The following is a 22,666-nucleotide window of genomic DNA, read 5'->3' as shown; positions in this document are numbered from 1 at the left end:
TAACAAAGCAAAAGGCGGCTGGCCCTACCGGGCCAGCCGCCTTTTCTTTTACAAAATGTCAGCGCCACTGCAAATCTGAAGTCGTGTACTTCAATGTTTGCTGCGCGACAGCGCAGCCCGGAAGGGCTGGGTGATCTCCTACAGGGAAAGCACAAGCCTGTGTAGGAGCGGGTTTACCCGCGAAAGGGCCGGGCCTGCTGGCCAATGTCCACCCGCCGTTCACTGTTGTCGCGGCTACCGTATTCGCGGGTAAACCCGCTCCTACACCTGATCGGGGTGGACACACATCGGTTTAGCGGCGAAGAGGCCCTGCCCGGCGAACTCAGTGCGGTCCGCGCGGGATGGTCTTGAGCAAGTCTTCGGGGCTGATATGCCCCACCACCTGGGCCACCGCGCTGCCCGGGGTCGGCAGGTCGATGATATGGCTCTTCATCTTGCCTATCACATGCATCTCGCACGGCTTGCAGTCGAACTTCAGGGTCAGCACTTCGTCACCCTGAATCAGCTGCATCGGTGCCACCTTGGTACGCACACCGGTCACGCCCTTGGCCTGCTTGGGGCACAGGTTGAAGGAGAAGCGCAGGCAGTGCTTGGTGATCATCACCGGCACTTCGCCGTGTTCTTCATGCGCTTCATAGGCCGCATCGATCAGTTGCACACCGTGGCGGTGGTAGAAGTCGCGGGCCTTCTGGTTGTATACGTTGGCCAGGAACGACAGGTGCGACTCGGGGTACACCGGCGGTGGCGTGGTCTCGGCCTTGCGCCCGCCACGCGGATGCGCCTGCACGCGTGCTGCAGTCAGTGCCTCGATGGCTTCGCGGCGCAGGGCCTTGAGCTGCGAGTTGGGAATGAAGTACGCCTGCGGGGCATCCAGTTCGATGCGGTCGGCGTGGTACAGGGTGGTGCCCAGCTGGCCGAGCAGGTCATGCAACTGCTCCAGTGCCTGCTGCGGCTTGTTGGCTACGCCGAATGGGCCGTCCAGGGCCACCTGCACGCTCACGCCTTCTTCACTGCTCAGGGTAAGCATCAAGCGTTGCTCGCGCAGGACGGCGTGCCACTCCACGCCGACCCGGCGTTCGGAGGAGGTGCGTTGCAGGGCCTGTTGCCAGTTGTGGTCGAGGTTGCGCGACAGCGGGTGGTTGGGCCGCAGCTTGTGCAGGCCTTCGGGCATTTCGTTGGGCTCGACGCGATAGCGGTAGCGCTTCTGGCCGTCTTCTTCGAATTCGCCACGCGGTTCGGCGATGTTGGCGCGGAAGCCCACCACTTCGCGTTTGACCAGCACATTGAGGCCGTCGCCGTTGGTCAGCGGTACGTCGGTCACCACTTGCATGTCACGCTTGCCGACCTTTTCCACTACGCCCACCGGCAGGCCGGTGAAGGTTGGCGAGTCGAAAGCGCCGATATCGACCTTGCGGTCGGTCACGAAGTAGTCGGTGCTGCCGCGGTGGAAGGTTTTATCCGGGTCGGGCACGAAGAAATGTTCGGTACGGCCGCTGGACGCGCGGGCGTACTGAGGACGGTCTTCAAGGATGGCATCGAGCTCTTTGCGGTAATGGGCGGTGATGTTCTTCACATAGCCCATGTCCTTGTAGCGGCCCTCGATCTTGAACGAGCGCACGCCGGCCTCGACCAGGTCAGCCAGGTTGGCGGTCTGGTTGTTGTCCTTCATCGACAGCAGGTGTTTCTCGAACGCAACCACGCGGCCCTGGTCATCTTTCAGCGTGTAGGGCAGGCGGCAGGCTTGCGAGCAATCACCACGGTTGGCGCTGCGGCCGGTCTGCGCATGGGAAATGTTGCATTGGCCAGAGAACGCCACGCACAGCGCGCCGTGGATGAAGAACTCGATGGCGGCATCGGTTTCGGCGGCGATGGCGCGGATTTGCTGCAGGTTCAGCTCCCGCGCCAGTACCAGTTGCGAGAAGCCAGCCTGGTCGAGGAACTTGGCCCGTTCCAGGGTGCGGATGTCGGTCTGGGTGCTGGCATGCAGCTCGATCGGCGGGATGTCCAGCTCCATCACCCCAAGGTCCTGCACGATCAGCGCGTCAACGCCGGCATCGTACAGCTGGTGAATAAGCTTGCGCGCCGGTTCCAGCTCGTTGTCGTGCAGGATGGTGTTGATGGTGGTGAACACGCGTGCATGGTAGCGATGGGCGAACTCGACCAGCTCGGCGATATCGCTGACTTCGTTGCAGGCGTTATGGCGCGCGCCGAAGCTCGGGCCGCCGATATAGATGGCGTCAGCGCCGTGCAGGATCGCTTCACGGGCGATGGCCACGTCACGGGCAGGGCTGAGCAGTTCCAGGTGATTCTTTGGAAGGGACATGTCGTTATATTTTCGGGCTGTCACGGTTTAGGCGGGCATTGTAGCGGTGAAACGGGCTGGCGGCATCATTGGGGTGCCGAGAGGTGCGGGATTGACTGCGGGTACGCGCAACTGTGGGAGCGGCCTTGCGTCGCGAAAGGGCCGCAGAGCGGCCCCGGCGATTTTGCGGCCAATCAACGATGTCGGGGGCGCTGCGCACCCCCACAAGCGCAGCTCAGCGCTTGGCAGCCATCGCCGTCACTTCCACACGCATGCCTTCAAAGGCCAGTGAAGCCACACCCACCGCCGCACGCACCGGCCAGGGCTTGCTGAAGAAGCGCTGGTACACCTCGTTGAACGCTGCGCGGTCGGCCATGTCGGTCAGGTAGATGGTCAGGTGCAGCACGCGGTCCATACCGCTGCCGGCCTTTTCCAGGGCCACTTTCAGCGCCTGCAGGGTGCATTCGCTCTGCTCGACGATGCCGCCCAGTTCCAGGCTGCCGTCGGCGTGGGTCGGGATTTGCGTGGTGACCAGCACGCCGTTGTACTCGGCAACGTCCGAGGAAATCGACTCGGCGTCCGGGTCCGGGGTGTAGATGATGTCTGCATGTGCCATGGTGTGTCTGCCTTGCAACGGAAGGAAAACGGCAAGCCTACGCGAGCGCACCTGCCCGGTCGAGCGTGCCTCGGCGTTTGAAATGCGCGGCGTTCACCGTCAGAATCGCAGGCGATTGCAAAACCAGGGGTTTACGTTGAACGAACAGACTTTGTCCAGGCGCCTGGAGCGCGTGGCCGCCCATGTACCGCAGGGCGCGCGCCTGGCCGACATTGGCTCGGACCACGGCTACCTGCCGGTGGCCTTGATGCTGCGTGGCGTGCTCGAGGCCGCGGTAGCGGGTGAAGTGGCACCGACGCCGTTCGCCTCGGCCCAGCGCAATGTGCGCAGAAACGGCCTGCAAGCGCAGGTAACCGTACGCCTGGCCGATGGGCTGGCAGCGGTCGAGCCGCAAGACCGTATCTCGGTGGTGAGCATCTGCGGGATGGGCGGCGACACCATGTGCGAGATACTCGAAGCCGGCAAGCAGCGCCTTGGCGGCGTCACGCGCCTGGTACTGCAGCCCAATGGCGGTGAGCGCGAACTGCGCCAGTGGCTGGCGGGCAATGATTACCAGATCGTCAGCGAGGAGCTGCTGCGGGAGAACCGCTTCGATTACGAGATCATCGTCGCCGAGCCGGGCAGGGGGGTGTATAGCGCTGAACAGCTGTACTTCGGCCCCGTGTTGATGCAGGAAAAAAGCGAGGCGTTTGTGGTCAAGTGGCGGCGCATGCTGCGGCAGAAGCAGCAGACCCTGGCCAATTTCCAGCGGGCCCGCGATGCGGTGCCTCAGGCGAAGATCGACGATTTCAATCAGCAGGTGGGCTGGATCACCCAGGTGCTGGCCTGACTCACTGCTGCGAGCAGTTGCCCATTTCCCGGTAGTCGATTTCGCGCTTCTGGCCCTGATGGTCGACGTACACCATGTGTGCGGTGCCTACCTGGCAGTCGGCGGTGTTGCTGGCCGGTGTGATGGAGATGACCTTGGCCACGTCCAGCGGCATGCCGTATTCATAGGTGCTGCTTGCGGGCTGGTTTTCGCCTGCACCGGCAAAAGCACCGAACGAGGTGAAGGCAGCGGTAATGGCAAGGACAGCGATCGAGCGTTTCATGACAGGCTCCTTTTTTTAATGGATGGCTAATGATCTATTCATTGGTCATCCACAATAAATGGGCTAAACCGTGATAGATTCCTGCCTTTAATGCAGGAATAAAACAAGGAGCACCCCTTCATGGACATGCTGCATGCCATGCGTACCTTCACCCGTGTGGTGGAATGTGGCAGCTTCGCTGCAGCTGCCAATGCTCTGGATATTTCTGCAGCGCAGGTTTCGCGCATCGTAGCCGAGCTGGAGAACCAGCTGCAGACTCGCCTGCTGCACCGCACCACCCGGCGCCTGCGCATGAGCGAGGCGGGTGAGCGGTTTCTGGAGCGTGCGCGGCAGATCATGCTGCTGACCGAAGAAGCCGTGGGTGAAGCGCGAGGGGCGCACCTTACGCCTCGCGGCCATCTGCGTTTGCACTGCCCGCACGGCATGGGGCTGTTGCTGATGCCGCTGGTGGCCGGCTACAACACGCTTTACCCGGAAGTGGTGATCGAGCTGACGCTGTCGCAGCGCAACCCCGACCCGCTGGCCGAAGGGCATGACGTGGTGATCACCGTGGACGGTGCGCTACCGGATTCGCAACTGATCGCTGTACCGCTGGGCAACATTTTCAGCATCCCCTGCGCGGCCCCCGGTTACCTGGACACCCACGGTGTACCGGAGCGCCCGGAAGACTTGCACGGCCATCGCTGCCTGCGCATGGCTTACCCGATGTACGAAGGCGACTGGGTGTTCCCGCAAGGGGTTGACCAGTGCGTGATCGCGCCAAACGACAGTTTCTCCACCAACGTCGCCGACGCCATGTTGGTGGCCAGCGAGCTGGGCATGGGCATTGGCCTGCTGCCGTTCTACACCGCCAGCGAGGCGATCGGGCAGGGGCGCTTGTGCCGGTTGTTGGCACCGTATCGGCTGCGGGAGAGTGCGCTGTATGCGATGTATCCGTCACGCCATTACCTGGACGCCAAGGTGCGCACCTGGATCGACTACCTCAAGGAGCAGCTGCCGGCGCTGTTCGAGGGGCATGCCAGGGTAGTGGATGATGCGCGGTATTGGCGCTGAGGCGAGAAGTTTGCCGCGGTGACATTCCTGTGGGAGCGGGCGCGCCCGCGAACACCGGCAAAGCCGGTGCCAGCCACAGCGTCGCCCGCTCCCCCAAGAACCGCGTTGCCTTTGCGTTACAGCGGATAGTTTTTCAATTCCCGTGCAATCAGCATGCGCTGGATCTCGCTCGACCCTTCATAGATCTGGGTAATCCGCGCATCCCGGTAGTAGCGCTCCACCGGGTAATCTTCCAGATAGCCGTATCCACCATGCACCTGGATGGCCATCGAGCACACCCGCTCGGCCATTTCCGAAGCGAACAGCTTGGCCTGTGACGCTTCCGACAGGCACGGCTTGCCGGCGCTGCGCAGGCGGGCGGCATGCAGAATCAGCAAACGTGCGGCGTTCACCTGCACCTGCATGTCGGCCAGCAGGTTGGCGATGCTCTGGTGTTCGTTGATCGGCTTGCCAAACTGTATGCGGTCACGCGAGTAGACCAGCGCCGCTTCGAATGCGGCGCGGGCGATGCCCAAGGCCTGGGCGGCAATGCCGATACGGCCGCCTTCGAGGTTGGACAGGGCAATGGCCAGTCCCTTGCCACGCTCACCGAGGATATTGGCGGCTGGAATGCGGCAGTTGTCGAAGGTCACTGCGCAGGTATCGGAGGCGCGAATGCCCATCTTGTGCTCGCTGCGGTCAACCTTGAACCCAGGGTTGTCGGTGGGCACCAGGAACGCCGACAGGCCTTTCTTGCCCAGCTCCGGGTCGGTCACTGCGAAGACGATCGCCAGGCCGGCACGGCGGGCATTGCTGACGAACTGCTTGGCACCGTTGATGACCCACTGGCCATCCACCAGCTCGGCGCGGGTGCGCAGGTTGTGCGCCTCGGAGCCGGCCTGTGGCTCGGTCAGGCAGAAGCAGCCAATCACCTCGCCGCTGGCCAGGCGAGGAAGCCACTGCTGTTGCTGTTCGGCGGTGCCGTAGGCCAGCAGCGGGCCGCAACCTACCGAGTTGTGGATGCTCATCATCGCTCCGGTGGCGCCGCAGCCGGCGGCGATCTCTTCCACGGCCAGGGCATAGGCGACATAGTCGGTGTAGCTGCCGCCGAAGTCCTCGGGCACCACCATGCCCAACAGGCCCAGTTCGCCCATCTTGCGCACCACGCCATCATCGATCCAGCCGGCCTTTTCCCAAGCCTGGGCATGGGGTGCGATTTCGCCACGGGCAAAGTCCCGGGCCATGTCGCGAATCATGATCTGTTCTTCGCTCAGTTCGAGGTCTTGCATCTGTGTACTCCCGGGCTCACAGGCCTTCGAAGAATTGTTCGACCCGCTGGCTTTGCAGCGCGGCCAGGGTCGGCGGGTTCCAGCGGGGCTGCTTGTCCTTGTCGATGATCAGGGCACGCACGCCTTCGATGATGTCGCCGTGCTGGAACCACTGGCGGTCCAGGTGCAGTTCCATGGCAAAGCAGTCGTCAATGCCCAGCTCGCGCCCCCGGCGCAGCATCTCCAGCGTAACCGCCATGGCCAGAGGCGAGCGGGTTTCCAGCTGATCGGCGGTGGCCACTGCCCAGGCGTGGCTGTCGCCAATGCTCACCGCACGCAGTTGCTCGACGATGGCTGGCAGGTCGGGCAGGGCGAAGAAGTGGTCGATGGCCGGGCGCAGCTTTTCCAGTGGCGCATCATCCAGTGTCTGGGTACCGAGCCTGGCCAGCAGGTTTTGCAGGTTCTTGAGCGGGTGGTCGCTGAAGTCGAGCTGGTCGAGGCCCCGGTCGAGGGCTGCGAGCTGGTCGCTGGCCAGGTACCAGTCGGCCAGGCCGCAGTACAAGGCGTCGGCCGCCTGGATCTGGGCACCGCTGACACCCAGGTAGATGCCCAGCTCGCCGGGGATGCGCGAGAGGAAGTAGCTGCCGCCCACGTCCGGGAAGTAGCCGATGCCGACCTCGGGCATGCCCAGCCGGCTGCGCTCGGTGACCACCCGCAGGTCGCAGCCCTGGGCCAGGCCCATGCCGCCCCCGAGGGTGAAGCCGTCCATCACTACCAGTATCGGCTTGCGGTAGCGGTGGATGACCAGGTCGAGGGCGTACTCTTCGACGAAAAAGGTTTCATGCAGCGTGTCGCCGGCCTTGAAGCTGTCGTACAACGAGCGGATATCGCCACCGGCACAGAAACCCTTGGGGCCTTCGCCGCGCAGGACCACGGCGCGTACGTGCGGGTTGTCGGCCCACTGGTCCAGGTGCTGACGCAGGCTGCGCACCATGTCCAGGGTCAGGGCATTGAGACCGGCAGGGCGGTTCAGGGTCAGGTGGCCGATCTGGTTGCGGACCTCGGCCAGTACATGGTCGGTTGCTGCCGGGGTATGAGCGTGTGCAGTCATTGCGTTCTCCCTGCTTTGTTATTGATTTTCCAAGTGAAGTCTGGAGTTCGCTGGAGGATCGCAGGATCCTGGCATGCGAATTTGCCTTGCACAATCGACAATTGTGCAAGGGTACCGTGCGTTTTTACCTTGTGTGAGGCCAGCGCGCGCCTGTGCAGCAGCCTTTACCCCCACGGGATTTCGTCCCCCGATTCGGGGGAACCTGCTGGGGGATCCTCCCCAATCCGTTGCGGTTGATCATGCAACTTGCTGATAAACATGAAATTTTTCTTCTGGCACACACCTTGCTCCAGCTCCCCGCAGAGATCCTGTGTCCCGGAGGTGCAGCATGTCGACGCCGCTCAAAGGCCCCATCCTGTCATCACTTGTACTGGCCTTGCTTGGCTGGGAAGCAACCAGCGAGGCGGCTGTGCAGTGCCAGCGCACCCTGGTCGCCAACGTGGTGGCACTGGATCAGCCACTGATGTTCAACCGCCTTGGCGCGCAAAACGCCAACGGCATGATGTTTGCCCTGCGCGAGGATGTGGTGGACGACAAGCTCGTCCCGCTGAGCATGGGCGGGGCCGCAGTGCCGGGCAAAGTTACCCTGCGCCCGGACAAGCGCCCGCGGCCTATCGTGCTGCGCGTGGCGGCCGGTGACTGCCTCACGGTCAACCTGACCAACCTGCTGGCCTACCAGGCCAACCCCAACAAGCATGGCATCGACCACGAGGAAACCGAGGTCGAAGGAGAAGAAGAGGAAGGGCCGGAAATCGAAGTGGAGAACGAGGGCGGTGAGCACTTCGTGGCCGACGAGCAGGTCAGCGACCGCCACGTGGGCTTCCAGGTTAACGGCATGCAGGCCGTCAACAGCATTGGTGACATCGCCGCCAACACCGGGCGCAACGGCAATTTCCTGGTGTCCCCGGGCAATACCCGCAGCTACACCCTTTACGCCGAACGTGAGGGCGCTTTCGCGGCAACCAGCCAAGGCGCCACCTTTGGTGGCGAAGGTGGCGCCGGCAACGTCGCCAATGGCTTGTTCGGCCAGGTGGTGGTGGTGCCCAAAGGGGGGCGCACTTACCGCAATACCCTCACCGAAGAAGAAATGCGCCTCGCCACCACTGGGCGTACCGCTACCGGCCAGCCGGTGATCGACTACCAGGCGCGGTATCCGCAGGCCGAGCCCTGGCTGAGCGAGGGCAAGGCCGGCAAGCCGATCATCGCCATGACCGATGGCAACGAGATCGTCAACAGCGAAACCGATGCCATTGTCATGGGGCCTAACCCGGACGGCAGCTTCCCGCGTTCTACCTACCCGCTGGAAAATATCAACAAGCGCAATCCGGCACTGCCCAATCGCCTGGAAGCCTTCCGCGATTTCGCCTCGCAGTTCGCTGACGAAGTGGCCGCCACCCAGGCCTTCCCCGCCTACTGGGCGGACCCGGTGATGGGCCATGTACTGGAGCCGACGCGCGATTCGTTCATGATCAACTACGGCTCTGGCGGCATGGGCGCCGAGGTGGTGGCCAACCGCCTGGGCGTGGGCCCGATGCACGACTGCCTGTCGTGCGCCTACGAAGAGTTCTTCCTCAGCGCGCATACCGTGGGCGATATCGGCACGCTGGTGGATGTGCCGGCCAACGTCGGCCTGGAGCATATCCGCCCAGGCGAAGTTCCACCGGCCAGCGCCATCGGGGTGAAAGCCAGCATGGCGCTGTACCCTGCCGAACCTGCCAACGTGCACCACAGCTACATCGGCGATTTCACCAAGTTCCGCAACACTCACAATGGCCATGAACAGCACATTTTCCACCTGCATGGTCACCAGTGGCTGTTCAACCCCAATGACGATAACTCCGACTATATCGACGCCCAGGGTATCGGGCCGGGCATTGGTTATACCTATGAAATTGCCAACGGCGGTTCGGGTAACCGCAACCGGGTAGCGGGCGACGCCATCTACCATTGCCACTTCTACCCACACTTCGCGCAAGGAATGTGGGCAATGTGGCGGGTACACGATACCTTCGAGGAAGGTACCCGGCTGGAAGTGAGCGGGCAGGGTGACAACGGTTTCCACGCTACGCCGTTCGCCCTGCGCAGTGGCAAGCCGGCAGCTGGCGCACGGGCCCTGCCGGATGGCGAAATTGTCGCCGGTACGCCAATTCCGGCCATCGTGCCGCTGCCAGGCAAGGCCATGGCGCCGATGCCGGGCAAGGTGGTGGTGGTGCCCAAGTTATCCGAAGCACTGGTCGCTGCTCACGACGATGACGAGGACGGCGAAGACGAGGGCGATGACGAGCATGCCAATGACGCCCCCGTGCGCAAGGCCGTCGGCTCACTGGCGCTGGTCGACCGCAGCGATGCCAACCGCAACGCCGATGGCAGCTTGAAAAACCCCGGCTATCCGTTCTGGATCGGTGGCATGGAAAGCAGTGTCGGTAACCGCCCGCCAACCCCGCCGCTGGACATGCTTGACCCGGCCCTGGCGCAACAGCTCAAGGACAGCGGCAAGGCCCTGTGGGCCAACCTTGACCCGAACCAGGTCGATGGCTGGGACGGTGGCCTGGGCCGGCATGCGCTGGACGGGGTGTCTGCCGGCGGCGAAGCGCAGACCACCACCACCAAGCTCGACTTCTCCAAGGTGGTGCACAAGGCCAAGCCGATCTACATGCCTGAAGAAGGTACCGATGTCGAACAGGCAGCGATGGAGTTCCACGCCAAGCCCGAACACCCAAGCTTCGCCTTGATCCCCGGCAGTCAGCCGGTAGCCAAGGCATTCCGCACCAACGGTGCGCTGCCTACGGCAGGCGCGCCATTCTACGAGCCCTGCATGGACGATAGGGGCAAGCGCCTGACCCAGACGTCCGGCATGGGCGAGTTTGTCAGCGGTGAAAGCCTGACCGGCATGAACTTCCGTGGCACCTCGACGTTCACCGCCGACCGGCCGCGCATCTACAAGGGCGCCAACATCCAGTTCGATGCGGTGTACAACAAGGTCGGCTACCATTTCCCGCAGGCGCGTATCCTTGCGTTGTGGGAAGACGCCTGGCCGATCATCACCAAGCAGCGCCCGCCAGAGCCTCTGGTGATGCGCATGAACACCTTCGACTGCGCGATGTACACCCACACCAACCTGATCCCGTCGGTCTATGAAATGGACGACTACCAGGTACGCACCCCCACCGACGTGATCGGCCAGCACATCCACCTGCCCAAGTGGGACCTGACCGCCGCCGACGGCTCGGCCAATGGCTGGAACTACGAAGACGGTATCCTCTCGCCCGGTAGCGTGGTGGAACGGGTGCATGCCATCCGTGCCTACAACGACTGCACCGAGGGTGACAGCCGTGACGGCACTGCTGCCTGCCCGAAAGCCAGGCAGCACCCGTACTTCGGCCGCTTTGGCCGGGCTGACTGGCTAGGCGCACGTACCGCCATGCAGCGTTGGTTTGCCGACCCCCTGGTGAACGTCCACAACGTGGACCGTGGGCTGGGCACCATCTTCACCCACGACCACCTCGGCCCATCGACCCACCAGCAACTTGGGCTCTACGCCACCGTATTGGCCGAACCTGCCGGCTCCACCTGGTTCCACGCCGAAACCGGCGAGAAGCTCTACAACCCGGCCACGCGGCAGGATGGTGGGCCAACTTCCTGGCAGGCGGTGGTGCAGACCGGCGACCATGATGGCGATGGCAAGAACGACAGTTACCGCGAGTTCTTCCTGGAGTACAGCGACTTCCAGCATGCCTATGAAGCCGGCGTGTATGTGGGGGCCGGTCCCGACGGCGTGCCAAATGGCCAGGCGTATCCGCCTACTGCCGACAGCTTCCGCTACGCCATCAACCCGCCCGTGCGGCAGAAGGCTTCCAACCTGCTCGAATCGGTGGTGGAGTCGCGCGGCGGCCTGAGCCCGGGCTGCCCAAGCCGGCCATGCCCGCAGGCGATCTCGGTGGATGACCCTGGCATGTTTGTCGTCAACTACCGGAACGAGCCCTTGGCGCTGCGCGTGTTCGACCCGAACAAGGTCGGCCCCGACGGCAAGCGCGGCATGCAGGCAGACGGCCTGGGTGGCGACCTCAGCTTCGCCTTGCAGAGCCGTACCGACCGTGCCATCCCAGCCATGAACATGGCGCCCTCGGCGATCACCTCGGCAGTCGGCCCCACCGGTGGCACCACGCTGTTCCCGCCGCACATCAACAAGGCCGGCAGCGAGCCTGGCGACCCGTTCACGCCGATGCTGCGCACCTATTCGGGTGATAACGTTCGCCTGCGCCTGCACGCCGGTGGCTATGAAGAGGAGCACAACGTCACCCTGCACGGCGTGAAATGGCTGCAGAACGGCTCGGGCTTTGGCAGCAGTTCGAACTCGGGCTGGAAGGCCTCGCAGATGATCGGCATTTCCGAGCAGATGGGCTTCATGTCGCCGGTGTCGATGATTTCCAGTTCCGCGGCTACCAATGGCGATTACCTGTATTCCATGGACGCGGCGCTGGAAGGCTACTGGAACGGCATCTGGGGGGTGATGCGCAACTACACCGCGCAACGCCAGGACCTGTTCCCGCTGCCAAACAACCCGCAGCCAGTGGCCATGCGCAACACCGTGAACTTCGACGGCATCTGCCCGAAAACCACGGCCAACGCAAACGGAATCGGTACGCGTCCCACGGTCAAGCGCAGCTATGAGATCGTTGCTGCGCTGGCCAACGACATCCTCGAAAACCGTAATGGCGTGAGCATCAATGACCCGGCCGGTGTCGGTCAGCATGTCGGCGCCCCGCTCAAGGCCAATGGCGGCACTTTGGTGTTCAACAGCCGCAACACCAGCATCCCGCAGGCGACGGTGGTCGACGAGGAGGACGGTACCACCTTCACCGTGGGCGGCCATAGCGCTCCGCTGCATGATCCTACTGCCGTACTGTACGTGCGCAAGGCCGACCTTGACCCGGTCAGCGGCAAGCTCAAGGCGGGTGTACCGGTAGAACCGCTGGTGCTGCGCGCCAATGCTGGCGACTGCATCAGCATTACCCTGGAAAACCGCCTGCCGCTGGTCATGCCGGACCTGCCCAGCACCGCAGTGATGCAGAACGTGGTCAAGCGCGACCGCTTCGACAGCGAGGGCTCCACCGCCTTCAACAACAACCTGATGCGGCCGTCCAGCCATGTCGGCCTGCATGCGCAGTTACTGGCCTACGACATCACCAAGTCCGACGGTGCCAATGTGGGCGCAAACCCGGTACAGACCGTGCCACCGCGAGCTGGCAACAGCGGTGCTTATCCAAGCCGGGTGTACCAGTACTACGCCGGCCACCTGGAGCGTGAAGGCAAGCCGACCCTGCAGCTGGGCCGCACGGTGGACAACATAAACACCACACCTATCGAGTTCGGCGGCCTCAACCTGACCCCGTCGGATTTCATCAAGCAGCCGCAAAAAGGCCTGGTTGGTGGCATGAGCATTCTGCCGCAGACCGCCACCTGGACCGAGGACGCCGCCAGCCGGGCACAGGCCACGGTGAAGGTCAGCGGGCAGCCCGACTACCGCGACCTGGTGACCGTGTGGCAACGCTCGATGAACATGCGCTGGGCTGACGGCCGTCCGGTCGAAGGCATCGCCACCGAAGGGAACGGCGTGCCGGGGGATCCGAAGGACAACGGCAACATGGCCATGAACTACAAGACCGAACCGCTGTGGTTGCGCTTCGGCCTGGCGCCGGATGCACCCTTCGGCCATGCCGATGGCTTTGGCTTCGCCGATGTACCCAACGCGCACATGGCCTACAGCAATGCCTTGGTTGGTGGCGACCCGCAAACCCCGGTGTTGTACGCCAAGCCTGGCCAGCCGGTACGCAGCCATGTGCTGATGCCCAGTGGCGGCAGCCGGGGTATCACTTACCAGCTCGATGGCCACCTGTGGCCCCTGCACAACTACCAGGCCGAGAAGAACGATGCGGACGGTTACCCGATGAAACTGTCCGGTATCGGTTCGGTGCGCTTTGGCTACAACCCGATGGCCATGTACATCGGCGCGCAGGAAAGCGTACTGCCAGCGGCGCACTTCAGCTTCATGCTGCCGAGTGCCGGCGGTGCCAACGCGGTGGCGGGTGACTACCTGTTCCGCGACTACGCCGCCTTCGGCAACGTTTCGGGGCTGTGGGGGATCTTGCGGGTGACCAATGAAGCGCCGCCGGCAACGGCCCCGGCGCAGTGACGGAAGGGGAACGCGAGCATGAATAAAAAGACTCGCCCTGCTTACTTGGGGGTAGTGCTGGGGGTAGCGCTGATCGGCCTGGGCGTGGCGTACGAAAAGCTATGGTGCGACCCGCGCGAGCTGTTGCAGGAACGGGGCGGCCCGCAGGCCTTGCACCGGCTCAGCCGGGACGGCGTGACCGTGGAGTTCGAGGCCCGGCCATTGGCCGGCGGCGAGCTGAAGGAGGGCGGCTTCGCCAACATCCGCTTCAAGCTCAGCGACCAGACCAGTGGCCAACCGCTGTCGGGCATGGCCCCGGGGGCGTGGATCGACCCGGCACAGTCGGCCCCGGCAGGGGACCGCGAGCAGAGCTGCAAGGCGCGGGTGGCGCTGTTTCTCAAGAGCAGCATCGGGGCCCGGCCGCTGCTCGACCTGAACAGCTACTTCTTGCTGATGCTGAACAATGACGCCAGCCTGACAGTGATCGACCCGACGGTGTCGGTGGGGGGCGTGACCAGCACCATGGCCCGCATCGAGCTACCAGGGCGGCCCATGGACTGGGCGGCCACCAGCGACGACAAGCAGGTTTTCGTGTCGATACCCGAGCGGGGCAAGGTCTCGGTGATCGATACCGAAACCTTTACCCGCGTGGCCGACCTGGACGCCGGCGACCAGCCGCTGCGCGTGGCCCTGCAGCCGGACCAGCATCGGCTGTGGGTTGGCAACAACAGCAGCGACCCGGGCAAAGGCGGGGTAACAGTGATCGACGTGCCGGGGCGCAGCACCATGAAGCACTTCAACACCGGTACCGGGCACCACGAAATCGCCTTCAGCGCCGACTCGCGCTATGCCTACGTCAGCAATCGCGACAGCGGCACTCTGAGCGTCATCGACATCCCGGAAATGCGCCTGGCCAAGACCATCAAGGTGGGCCCGCACCCGCTGTCGGTCAGCTATTCGGCGTTGTCCCAGGCCGTGTACGTGGTCGATGGCGAGGAGGGCAGCGTACGGGTGTTCGATGCCCGCAGCCATCAGCTGCGCCACACGGTCCAGGCCGAACAGGGCCTGGGGCCGATGCGCTTCAGCCATGATGGCCGCTACGGCATCGTGCTCAATACCCTGGAGAACCAGGCCCTGGTCATCGACGCCAGTACCGACAAGCTGATCCACCACATCCCGGTGGCGGCCGAACCGTACCAGCTGACGTTCACCAAAGGCTATGCCTATGTGCGTGGCCTGGCCTCGCCGAAAGTGAGCATGATCAATCTGGCCAGCCTGGGCGAGGGGCGTTCGCCCATCGTGCAAGGCTTCGAGGCGGGCCCGGCAGCGCCGCGCCAGGCCGGTGACCTGCCATTGGCCCAGGGGCTGTCGGTATCGCGTGATGACAATTCGGTGTTCGTGGTCAACCCGGTGGACAACAACACCTACTTCTATGCCGAAGGCATGAATGCGCCGATGTCCGGCTACAACAACCGCGGCCACCAGGCCCGCGCCGCCATCGTCGTTGACCGCAGCCTGCGCGAAATGGCCCCCGGGGTGTATGGCTCGACGGTGAAGCTGCCCGCCGCCGGCAAGTTCGACGTTGCCTTCCTGCTCAACCAGCCGCAAATCATTCATTGCTTCAGCACCGAGGTGGCCGCAGGGAGCGATGCCAGCAAACGCAAAGGCGCGCGTGCCGAGTTCATCGGCCTCGACCAGCCGCTGCCGCAGCACAGCGACTTCACCGCGCGGGTACGGATTGTCGGTGACGACGGGCAGCCGCGCCTGGGCCTGAACGACTTGAGCCTGCGCTACTTCCTGGCGCCATCGTCGATGCCGCGCAACCTGCAGCTGCAAGAGGTGGGCGAAGGTGTCTACCAGGTGGAGCTGAACTTGCCTGAAGCCGGTGCCTGGTACCTGCATGTTCAGTCGCCCTCGTTGGGGCGCAAGTTTGCCGAAGAAAACTACACCAGCCTGCGCGTTCTGCCGGCTGCTGCAATCAACGCCTCCCAGACTGACGTGAGGAATGTGCGATGAACGCCAAGCCTGCTTGCACACTGTTGGCCCTTAGCCTGGCATTCGCCAGTCACCTGGCCATGGCCCACGCCGGTCACGAGCATGACGGCCATGCCGGGCAGCCCCCGGCGGCGCATCAGGAAAAGGCCAGTGTGCGTTTTGCCGATGTGTCGCTGTTGAACCAGGAAGGCATGCCGGTACGCCTGGAGAAGGACCTGGTGGGTGACCATCTGGTGGTCATGGGCTTCATTTACACCAGCTGCACCACGGTATGCCCGGTGGTGTCGTCGATCATGGGCAAGGTCCAGCAGCAGCTGGGCGGCCGGGTAGGCGAGGAGGTTCGCCTGGTGTCGATCAGTGTCGACCCTCAGCGTGACGACGCCAAGCGCCTGCAAAACTATGCCAAGGCATTCCAGAAAGGGCCGGGCTGGAGCTGGCTGACCGGTACCCCGTACGCCATCACCGAAACCCTGAAGGGGCTGGGCAGCTTCAACGCCGACCTCAGCCAGCACCCGCCGCTGATACTGGTGGGTGACGGGCGTAGCGGGCACTGGACGCGTTACTACGGCTTCACCGACCCGGGCGTATTGATCGAAGAAATCAACCGCCTCAGTGCGCGCCGGGTGCATGCCAAGAGCACTGCCATAGCCGACCATCACGAGGTGCAACCATGAGCACTGCAACCTCCCACCGCGCTGGCATGCGTGCATTCGACTGGCTGGTGTTGGCTGGCTGCCTGTGGATCCTCTCGTCGGTGGCGTTCGCCCACGAAGGCCATGCGCCGCAAGCCCCCGAGCCGCAGCCGGCACCGCAGGCGATGGCCAGTGGTGGCGGTACCCGCGACGCCAAGGCCTGGTTCACCGACACCGTGCTGAAGGACCAGAATGGCCGCGAGCTGCGCTTTTACAGTGACGTGCTCAAGGACAAGGTGGTGATGCTCAACGTGATCTTCACCCACTGCACCGATGCCTGCCCGCTGATCACCCGCAAGCTGCGCGAGGTGCGCGAGGCCATGGGGCCAGCGCTGGCCGGCCAGGTGACCTTCGTGTCGATCAGCAGTGACCCGCTGAACGATACGCCCGAGGCGCTGAAGGCGTTCGCCGCCAAGCAAGGGGTGGATGGGCCGAACTGGTTGTTCCTGACCGGTGACAAGGCCAATGTCGACCTGGTGCTTGGCCGTATAGGGCAGTTCCTGCCGAGTCCCGAGCAGCATTCGACGCAGCTGATTGCCGGTGATGTTGCAGGTAAACGCTGGAGCAAGATTCGCCCGGATGCACCGCCAGCGGCGATTGCCCAGCGCATGCAGCTGTTGACCCAGCCGCTGGCCGGTCGGTGAGTATCATGGGCCGCCTGGGGAATTGGCCTCTGTGGCATCACCTGTTGTGGGAGCGGCCTTGCGTCGCGAAAGGAGCGCGCAGCGCTCCCCTCTTTCTGCGCTTGAGCTGCCACTGCCGGGGCTGCTGCGCAGCCCTTTCGCGACGCAAGGCCGCTCCCACAGGGCTTGCGATATGGCTCACATGCGTGCTTGGCATGGCATCTTCGACCTCAGCCCTGGCCCTGGACCTGACCGACCACGAACAAGCCGGCAAACGCCTCTACCGCGAGGGCGTTTCCAGTAGCGACGCTCAATTGCAAGCTCGAGTAGGCGTCAGCGATATCACAGTCCCCGCCAGCGTGCTGCCCTGTGCCAGTTGCCATGGCAACGACGGCCGTGGCCGTGCCGAAGGTGGTGTTCGCCCGCCAGGCCTCGACTGGCAACGCCTGGCACTCGGCCAGGGCCCGCGCGAGGCCAACGGCCGTCGCTATCCGGCCTACACCGACAGCAGCCTGGCGCGGGCCATCCAGCAGGGCATTGACCCGGCTGGCAATCGCCTCGACCCGGCCATGCCACGCTTTGAGTTGACCTTGGCCGACCAGCGCAACCTCACCGCCTATCTCAAACGCTTGGCCGATGAACGCGACCCTGGTGTGGAGGAGGGCGTGCTGCGCCTTGGCACGCTGCTGCCTGCGAGCGGTCCGCTGGCCGAAGCCGGGCAGGTGGTGCGTGCCGTGCTGGAAGACGGCGTGGGTCAACTCAATCAGCAAGGCGGCATTCACGGGCGGCGCCTGGAACTGGTCGTACTAGACCCAGGTTCCGACCCGGTCAGTGCCGAACGCGCCTTGCAACAATTGCTTGAGCAAAAGCGGGTGTTCGCCCTGATCACGCCATTGGCGCCCATGCTCGACCAGCGCCTGACGACCTTGCTGGCGCCACAGAACGTGCCGATGGTCGGCAGCACCCCGCGCAGCGGCGGCAGCGCACAGGTCTTCGACCCGCTACCCGGCTTGCCCGAGCAATTGCTGAGCCTGGCAGTGCATGCCCGTGTGGCGCTGGGCTTGGCCCCGGATGGGTTACGTGTGGTGTATGCCGGTAACGAACAGGCCGCGCTGGCCGAGCAGGTGCGCGAGCGTTTACGACAGCAGGGCTGGGCGCCACCCGCTATCCAGGCGTTCGACGGCCAGGCGGTGGACGGGCAGGGTATCGTCTTCCTTGGCCGCGCCCAGGCCTTTGCCGAGTTGGCGGCGGCGTTGCAGGTGGCCGGCCGCGAGCCCTACCTGTTCGCTGCTTCCAGTCAGGTTGCCAGCGCTGTGGCGCGCTTGCCGGCGCAGTGGTCGCAGCGGCTGTTTCTGGCCTACCCCTACGTGCCTGAGGACTGGACCGAGCAAGGCCTGGCTACGCTCGCCGGGCTGCAGCAGCGCCAGGGCCTGGATCCGCGCCAGGCATCATTGCAGGTCAATACGCTGTGCGCGTTGCGCCTGCTGAGCGAAGCGCTGAAGCAGATTGGTCGGGATGCCAGCCGCGAGCAACTGATCGCTGCGCTCGAAGGCCTGCACGATGTGCCCACCGGCCTGACCCCGGCACTGGGCTTTGGCCCTAGTCGCCGCCAGGGCATGGCAGGTGCCCATGTGGTGGCGGTGGCCCTGCCCGGACCGCGCTTTACTTCGGTCAGCCCCTACCGGCCAGTGCCGGCCAGCCCTTGAGCGGAGGTTGTCATGCGGATCGTGTGGTTGTGCCTGTTGCTGGTGCTGACCAGGGCGAGCTGGGCCGATGTACCGGCGGCGCGGGTCAATGGTGTCGAGATCGGGTTGATGCGCCTGGAGCGCTACTTCAGCGAGTACCTGGACGCCCAGGGGCGGGCGGTGACCAGCATCCGCAACCCAGGCCTGTACAAACGCCTGCGCGACCAAGCGTTGGACGAGCTGATCGACAAGGAGCTGTTGTGGCAGGAAGCGCAACGCCAAGGCATTGCCGTCAGCGATGAACAAGTGTCGGCGCAGGTTGGCGAGATAGAAGCGGCATTTGGCAGCCCGGCGTTATTCGAAAGGCGACTGGCAGAGGCGGGCTTCGACAGGGCGCAGTACACTGAATACACCCGGCATGAGATGGCGGCCCAGCAAGTGTACGCCCTGCTCAGCGCAGTCGACGCGCCGAGCCAGGGCGAAGTGGAGGCATTTTATGATGCCAACCAGGAGAGACTGCAAGGAGCGCAGAACCAAAGTGATAATCCATCGGTCATACGCGAACACGGCCTGGCCTTGGCCAGGGCAGCGCTCATCGGGCAGCGGGAGGCGCAGGCGCGCCAATCCGTGCGCCAACGTTTGCGCGAGTCCGCTAAAGTGGAAATCGCCGACTGAGGCCGTTGAGGGCGCTTCCCCCAATGCTGGGGAATTAAGGTTTGGCAATGTGCCATCATTTTCCCCGCTTGTGGGGAACGGGTTGGGTGTGCTTGTTCAGCGTCTGTCGGTTGCTGGCAGGCACCTTAGTAAAATCAGTGGTTTACAGTGGTGCAACATGATTATTCACGCCTGGCACGAAGCCTGCTCAAGTCTCTACAAGGGCGTACTTCGCAGACCGGGAAACCGGGCAGTTCTTGGGAGTCGACCTTGGTGAACAGAGTATTGGTAGTCGATGACGAACAGACTCTTGCGCAGAACCTGCAAGCGTATCTGCAGGCGCAAGGCCTGGAAGTTCATGTTGCCCACGACGGTGCCAGTGGTATCGAACAGGCTGAAAGCCTGGCACCGCAAGTAGTTGTGCTGGATTACCGCCTGCCCGACATGGAAGGTTTTCAGGTTCTGGAGGCTGTACGCAAGAACAGGCAATGCCACTTCGTGCTGATCACCGCCCACCCCACCGTCGAGGTGCGTGAGCGGGCCGCCGAACTCGGAGTGAGTCACGTCCTGTTCAAGCCGTTCCCACTGATGGAGCTGGCGCGTGCGATCTTCGACCTGCTGGGCATCGAGCGCCGGCGCAGGGCCACGGACAACCCGGCCGAAGGGTTCGTCGAACGACGCCAGAACAGGAACGAATCGTTCCCCCTGCAGTTGTACGATGGAAGCTGGGTGTTGGCCGACCGCCGCCGTAACGGCGCCAAGCCACCAGGGCCCGACGACGATCAACTGCTCACAGGGGAATAGCGGCGCCCGCACCCCTGGCCGAGCCAGCCTGCGACGCGCCCCTGAGCGGAGTCGCAGGCCATGCCAGAAGCATTCGATGCAACCCCGGAATCTGCAAAGCCTGCACTGACGTCTTCGCGGGCATGCCCGCTCCCACAGGATGTATGCAGCCCACAGACCTGTGATGTACCTGTGGGAGCGGGCATGCCCGCGAAGAACCCAGCAAAAATTTCCGCCTACCCCCGCGAACTGCTGGCCCAGGCCCGCCTGCAAGCCACTGACGAGCGCCTGCTCGACTGCCTGGAACGCCTGACCTGCGACACCCCCGACACCTTCACCCGGCGCCTTGGCCTGACCCTGCATTACCCGGTACTCGACAGCCACAGCCTGCTGGCCAGCACCCCACGCTTCGACAAGGTGGCCTTGGCCCAGTGCCTCAAGCGCGAATGTGTGCTGATCGAGCAAGGCGGCCAGTTGCTGGGCGTGTTCGCCGACCCCTTCGACCCCGCTCGCCTGGCCTGGATCGACGACGTACTGCAAGGCGCGCCGCTTTACCTGGCCCACGCCGCCGACCTGGCCACCTTCCTGGCCCGTCATGAAGAAAGCTTCCACGCAGTCGATGCCCTTGACCACGACGCCGAAGCCAGCAGCGAGGGCGACCCGCTGCAACGCCTGTCGCTGGCCAGTATCAGCGAAGATCAGAGCCGCGTGGTCAAGCTGGTTAACTCCACCCTGTACGACGCCCTCAAGCTGCACGCCAGCGACATCCACCTGGGCATGACCGGCCAGGGCCTGACCATCAAGTACCGCATCGACGGCGTGCTCAACGGTGCCGGCAAGGCCAGTGGCAGCGCCTTCGCCGACCAGGTGATCTCGCGCATCAAGGTCATGGCCGAGCTGGACATCGGCGAAAAACGCGTGCCCCAGGACGGCCGCTTCAAGGTGGCCGTGGGCGACCGGCAAATCGACTTTCGGGTGTCGATCATGCCTAGCATCTTCGGTGAAGATGCCGTGCTGCGGGTGCTCGACAAGCAGGACTTGTCCGACCGGGTCAGCGGCGTGCAGCTGCAAGCTTTGGGCTTTGCCGACGAGACCTTGCGCGCCCTGCGCCGGTTGGCGGCAGAACCCTACGGCATGATTCTGGTTACCGGCCCTACAGGCAGCGGCAAGACCACCACCCTGTACGCCATGATCAGCGAGATCAACCATGGCGTGGACAAGATCATCACCATCGAGGACCCGGTCGAGTATCAATTGCCCGGCGTGCTGCAGATCCCGGTCAACGAGAAGAAGGGCCTGACCTTCGCCCGCGGCCTGCGCTCGATCCTGCGGCACGACCCGGACAAGATTCTGGTCGGCGAAATCCGTGACCCCGACACGGCCCAGATTGCCGTGCAATCGGCACTCACCGGTCACCTGGTGTTCACCACCATCCACGCCAACAACGTGTTCGACGTGATTGGCCGCTTCAGCCAGATGCAGGTCGACCCCTACAGCTTCGTTTCCGCGCTCAATGCGGTACTGGCCCAGCGCCTGATTCGCCTGGCCTGCCCGCACTGCGCCACGCCCTGCGAACACGATGACGACACCCTGTATGGCTCAGGCCTGACCCGCGAGGGGGTGGCCGGCTGGACGTTCGTCCGCGTCAAGGGCTGCGGCCACTGCCGTGGCAGTGGTTACCGCGGCCGCAGTGCCATTGCCGAACTGCTGCACCTGGATGATGACCTGCGGCAAATGATCGTGGAGCGCCGCCCGCTGGCGCAGATCAAGACGCTTGCCTGCCAGCGCGGCCTGCGCCTGCTGCGGGCCTCGGCCCTGGACCTGGTCCGCGATGGCCGCACCACCCTTGAGGAGATCAACCGTGTCACATTCATCTGACCGTTACTGCGCCGTATTGGGCGCCGAGGGTGTCGGCCTGGGTCGCTGGCACAAGAACCACCACCAATGGCTGGGCAGCCGCGCGTTCAGCAGCGACGTCACCCAACCGGCCTGGGAAGCTGCCGTCGATGCACTTGCTGCGCTGTTGGCCGAGCATGCGGTACGTGGCGCCCAGTTGCGGGTGCTGCTGTCGGCCCGCTACAGCCGCTTCTGCCTGGTGCCCTGGAGTGACGCCATCGGCCACCCTCGCGAGCTGGACGCCTATGCCCGCGCTTGCTTCGAAAACCTCTACGGGCAGCCGTTGGACGACTGGCGCATCGTGCTGTCACCGGAGCCTGCCGGTGCGGCGCGCATTGCCACGGCGCTGCCCGAAGCCTTGCTGCAGCGGCTGCAGGCACTGGGCCGGGAAAGCCGCCTGAGCCTGCGCTCGGTGCAGCCATACCTGATGGCTGCCTACAACCGTTGCTGGTCACAGCTGGAGCAGGGTGACTTCCTGTTCGTCCTGGCCGAGCCGCGCCGCAGTGTATTGCTGCTGGCCGCCGGCGGTGCCTGGCAACAAGTGCTGGCGCAAGGCTGCGCTGACAGCGACCAGGCCCTGCAAGCGCTGATCGAGCGTACCTGTGAGCTGTACGGCGAGCACCTGCCGCGGGTGTACCTGCATGCCCCGGGCCGCTGCGACGTGCCGCAACTGGCGGCGGTGCAATTGTGCCAGCCAGCCAGCGAAGCCGACCCGCTGTGCGCCATGTGGCGGGCGGTGGCCTGAC

16 protein-coding genes are annotated in these 22,666 nt (G+C 64.2%); 11 read left to right on the top strand and 5 right to left on the bottom strand.

Going from position 1 to position 22,666, the window contains the following annotated elements; translation table 11 throughout:
- Nucleotides 1-322: 322 nt before the first annotated feature.
- Entirely contained in the window at nucleotides 323-2,323 is a 2,001-nt protein-coding gene (locus FQ668_RS16530) for a U32 family peptidase (protein ID WP_019437648.1), read from the bottom strand.
- Between the two features lie 214 nt (nucleotides 2,324-2,537).
- On the bottom strand, nucleotides 2,538-2,918 hold the full coding sequence (locus FQ668_RS16525) for a RidA family protein (protein ID WP_004577524.1): 381 nt from the start codon (nucleotides 2,916-2,918) through the stop codon (nucleotides 2,538-2,540).
- A 136-nt stretch (nucleotides 2,919-3,054) separates the two neighbouring features.
- Between FQ668_RS16525 and FQ668_RS16520 the strand changes: the two genes are divergently transcribed.
- Nucleotides 3,055-3,747 carry a tRNA (adenine(22)-N(1))-methyltransferase TrmK gene (locus FQ668_RS16520; RefSeq protein WP_053868119.1) on the top strand — a complete coding sequence of 231 codons (693 nt, stop codon included), beginning with the start codon at nucleotides 3,055-3,057 and terminating at the stop codon, nucleotides 3,745-3,747.
- Between the two features lies 1 nt (nucleotide 3,748).
- Here the strand turns inward: FQ668_RS16520 and FQ668_RS16515 are convergent, their stop codons facing one another.
- On the bottom strand, nucleotides 3,749-4,009 hold the full coding sequence (locus tag FQ668_RS16515) for a DUF2790 domain-containing protein (RefSeq protein ID WP_053868118.1): 261 nt from the start codon (nucleotides 4,007-4,009) through the stop codon (nucleotides 3,749-3,751).
- A gap of 120 nt (nucleotides 4,010-4,129) precedes the next feature.
- On the opposite strand from FQ668_RS16515, the gene FQ668_RS16510 reads away from it, so the two are divergent.
- Nucleotides 4,130-5,062 (top strand): LysR family transcriptional regulator, encoded by a 933-nt coding sequence (locus FQ668_RS16510; RefSeq protein ID WP_014590770.1) that lies wholly within the window; start codon nucleotides 4,130-4,132, stop codon nucleotides 5,060-5,062.
- 116 nt (nucleotides 5,063-5,178) lie between these two features.
- Here FQ668_RS16510 and FQ668_RS16505 read toward each other — a convergent pair whose 3' ends face one another.
- Both FQ668_RS16505 and FQ668_RS16500 read right to left on the bottom strand, forming a co-directional pair.
- Nucleotides 5,179-6,330, bottom strand: a complete 1,152-nt coding sequence (locus FQ668_RS16505; RefSeq protein WP_014590771.1) for an acyl-CoA dehydrogenase family protein — start codon at nucleotides 6,328-6,330, stop codon at nucleotides 5,179-5,181.
- Between the two features lie 16 nt (nucleotides 6,331-6,346).
- The gene (locus FQ668_RS16500; protein ID WP_053868117.1) at nucleotides 6,347-7,420 is read right to left on the bottom strand and encodes an enoyl-CoA hydratase/isomerase family protein; all 1,074 of its coding nucleotides are present in this window, start codon (nucleotides 7,418-7,420) and stop codon (nucleotides 6,347-6,349) included.
- 328 nt (nucleotides 7,421-7,748) lie between these two features.
- Here FQ668_RS16500 and mnxG point away from each other — a divergent pair, with 328 nt between their 5' ends.
- From mnxG to FQ668_RS16455, 9 genes are all read left to right on the top strand, one after another.
- On the top strand, nucleotides 7,749-13,613 hold the full coding sequence (mnxG, locus tag FQ668_RS16495; RefSeq protein ID WP_019437652.1) for a manganese-oxidizing multicopper oxidase MnxG: 5,865 nt from the start codon (nucleotides 7,749-7,751) through the stop codon (nucleotides 13,611-13,613).
- An 18-nt stretch (nucleotides 13,614-13,631) separates the two neighbouring features.
- The gene (locus FQ668_RS16490; RefSeq protein ID WP_023390249.1) at nucleotides 13,632-15,608 is read left to right on the top strand and encodes a cytochrome D1 domain-containing protein; all 1,977 of its coding nucleotides are present in this window, start codon (nucleotides 13,632-13,634) and stop codon (nucleotides 15,606-15,608) included.
- The gene (locus FQ668_RS16485) at nucleotides 15,605-16,261 is read left to right on the top strand and encodes an SCO family protein (RefSeq protein ID WP_014590775.1); all 657 of its coding nucleotides are present in this window, start codon (nucleotides 15,605-15,607) and stop codon (nucleotides 16,259-16,261) included. Before FQ668_RS16490 ends, FQ668_RS16485 begins: the two co-directional genes overlap by 4 nt.
- A complete protein-coding gene (locus FQ668_RS16480; RefSeq protein WP_014590776.1) occupies nucleotides 16,258-16,923 on the top strand; it encodes an SCO family protein in 666 nt (221 codons plus the stop codon). The genes FQ668_RS16485 and FQ668_RS16480 overlap by 4 nt, the downstream gene beginning before the upstream one ends.
- A 194-nt stretch (nucleotides 16,924-17,117) precedes the next feature.
- A complete protein-coding gene (locus tag FQ668_RS16475) occupies nucleotides 17,118-18,608 on the top strand; it encodes an ABC transporter substrate-binding protein (RefSeq protein ID WP_026031880.1) in 1,491 nt (496 codons plus the stop codon).
- 12 nt (nucleotides 18,609-18,620) lie between these two features.
- Complete coding sequence (locus tag FQ668_RS16470) at nucleotides 18,621-19,262, top strand: SurA N-terminal domain-containing protein (RefSeq protein WP_014590778.1); 642 nt, start codon at nucleotides 18,621-18,623, stop codon at nucleotides 19,260-19,262.
- Nucleotides 19,263-19,511: 249 nt separating this feature from the next.
- Entirely contained in the window at nucleotides 19,512-20,045 is a 534-nt protein-coding gene (locus FQ668_RS16465) for a response regulator (RefSeq protein WP_019437656.1), read from the top strand.
- Between the two features lie 183 nt (nucleotides 20,046-20,228).
- Nucleotides 20,229-21,902, top strand: coding sequence for a GspE/PulE family protein (locus tag FQ668_RS16460; RefSeq protein ID WP_014590780.1), 1,674 nt, complete (start codon nucleotides 20,229-20,231; stop codon nucleotides 21,900-21,902).
- The gene (locus FQ668_RS16455) at nucleotides 21,886-22,665 is read left to right on the top strand and encodes a hypothetical protein (RefSeq protein WP_019437657.1); all 780 of its coding nucleotides are present in this window, start codon (nucleotides 21,886-21,888) and stop codon (nucleotides 22,663-22,665) included. Before FQ668_RS16460 ends, FQ668_RS16455 begins: the two co-directional genes overlap by 17 nt.
- Nucleotide 22,666: the final 1 nt, after the last annotated feature.

It is taken from the genome of Pseudomonas sp. Kh14, from assembly GCF_900291005.1.
Classification (GTDB): Bacteria; Pseudomonadota; Gammaproteobacteria; order Pseudomonadales; family Pseudomonadaceae; genus Aquipseudomonas; species Aquipseudomonas alloputida.
Note: the sequence above shows the minus strand (reverse complement) of the source record. Positions and strands in the feature narration are given on the sequence as shown.

Coding starts and splice junctions, on each gene's coding strand:
- FQ668_RS16530 (WP_019437648.1), bottom strand. CDS start 2,323: ATGTCCCTTCCAAAGAATCACCTGGAACTGCTCAGCCCTGCCCGTGAC.
- FQ668_RS16525 (WP_004577524.1), bottom strand. CDS start 2,918: ATGGCACATGCAGACATCATCTACACCCCGGACCCGGACGCCGAGTCG.
- FQ668_RS16515 (WP_053868118.1), bottom strand. CDS start 4,009: ATGAAACGCTCGATCGCTGTCCTTGCCATTACCGCTGCCTTCACCTCG.
- FQ668_RS16510 (WP_014590770.1), top strand. CDS start 4,130: ATGGACATGCTGCATGCCATGCGTACCTTCACCCGTGTGGTGGAATGT.
- FQ668_RS16505 (WP_014590771.1), bottom strand. CDS start 6,330: ATGCAAGACCTCGAACTGAGCGAAGAACAGATCATGATTCGCGACATG.
- FQ668_RS16500 (WP_053868117.1), bottom strand. CDS start 7,420: ATGACTGCACACGCTCATACCCCGGCAGCAACCGACCATGTACTGGCC.
- mnxG (WP_019437652.1), top strand. CDS start 7,749: ATGTCGACGCCGCTCAAAGGCCCCATCCTGTCATCACTTGTACTGGCC.
- FQ668_RS16490 (WP_023390249.1), top strand. CDS start 13,632: ATGAATAAAAAGACTCGCCCTGCTTACTTGGGGGTAGTGCTGGGGGTA.
- FQ668_RS16485 (WP_014590775.1), top strand. CDS start 15,605: ATGAACGCCAAGCCTGCTTGCACACTGTTGGCCCTTAGCCTGGCATTC.
- FQ668_RS16480 (WP_014590776.1), top strand. CDS start 16,258: ATGAGCACTGCAACCTCCCACCGCGCTGGCATGCGTGCATTCGACTGG.
- FQ668_RS16475 (WP_026031880.1), top strand. CDS start 17,118: ATGGCATCTTCGACCTCAGCCCTGGCCCTGGACCTGACCGACCACGAA.
- FQ668_RS16470 (WP_014590778.1), top strand. CDS start 18,621: ATGCGGATCGTGTGGTTGTGCCTGTTGCTGGTGCTGACCAGGGCGAGC.
- FQ668_RS16460 (WP_014590780.1), top strand. CDS start 20,229: ATGCCCGCGAAGAACCCAGCAAAAATTTCCGCCTACCCCCGCGAACTG.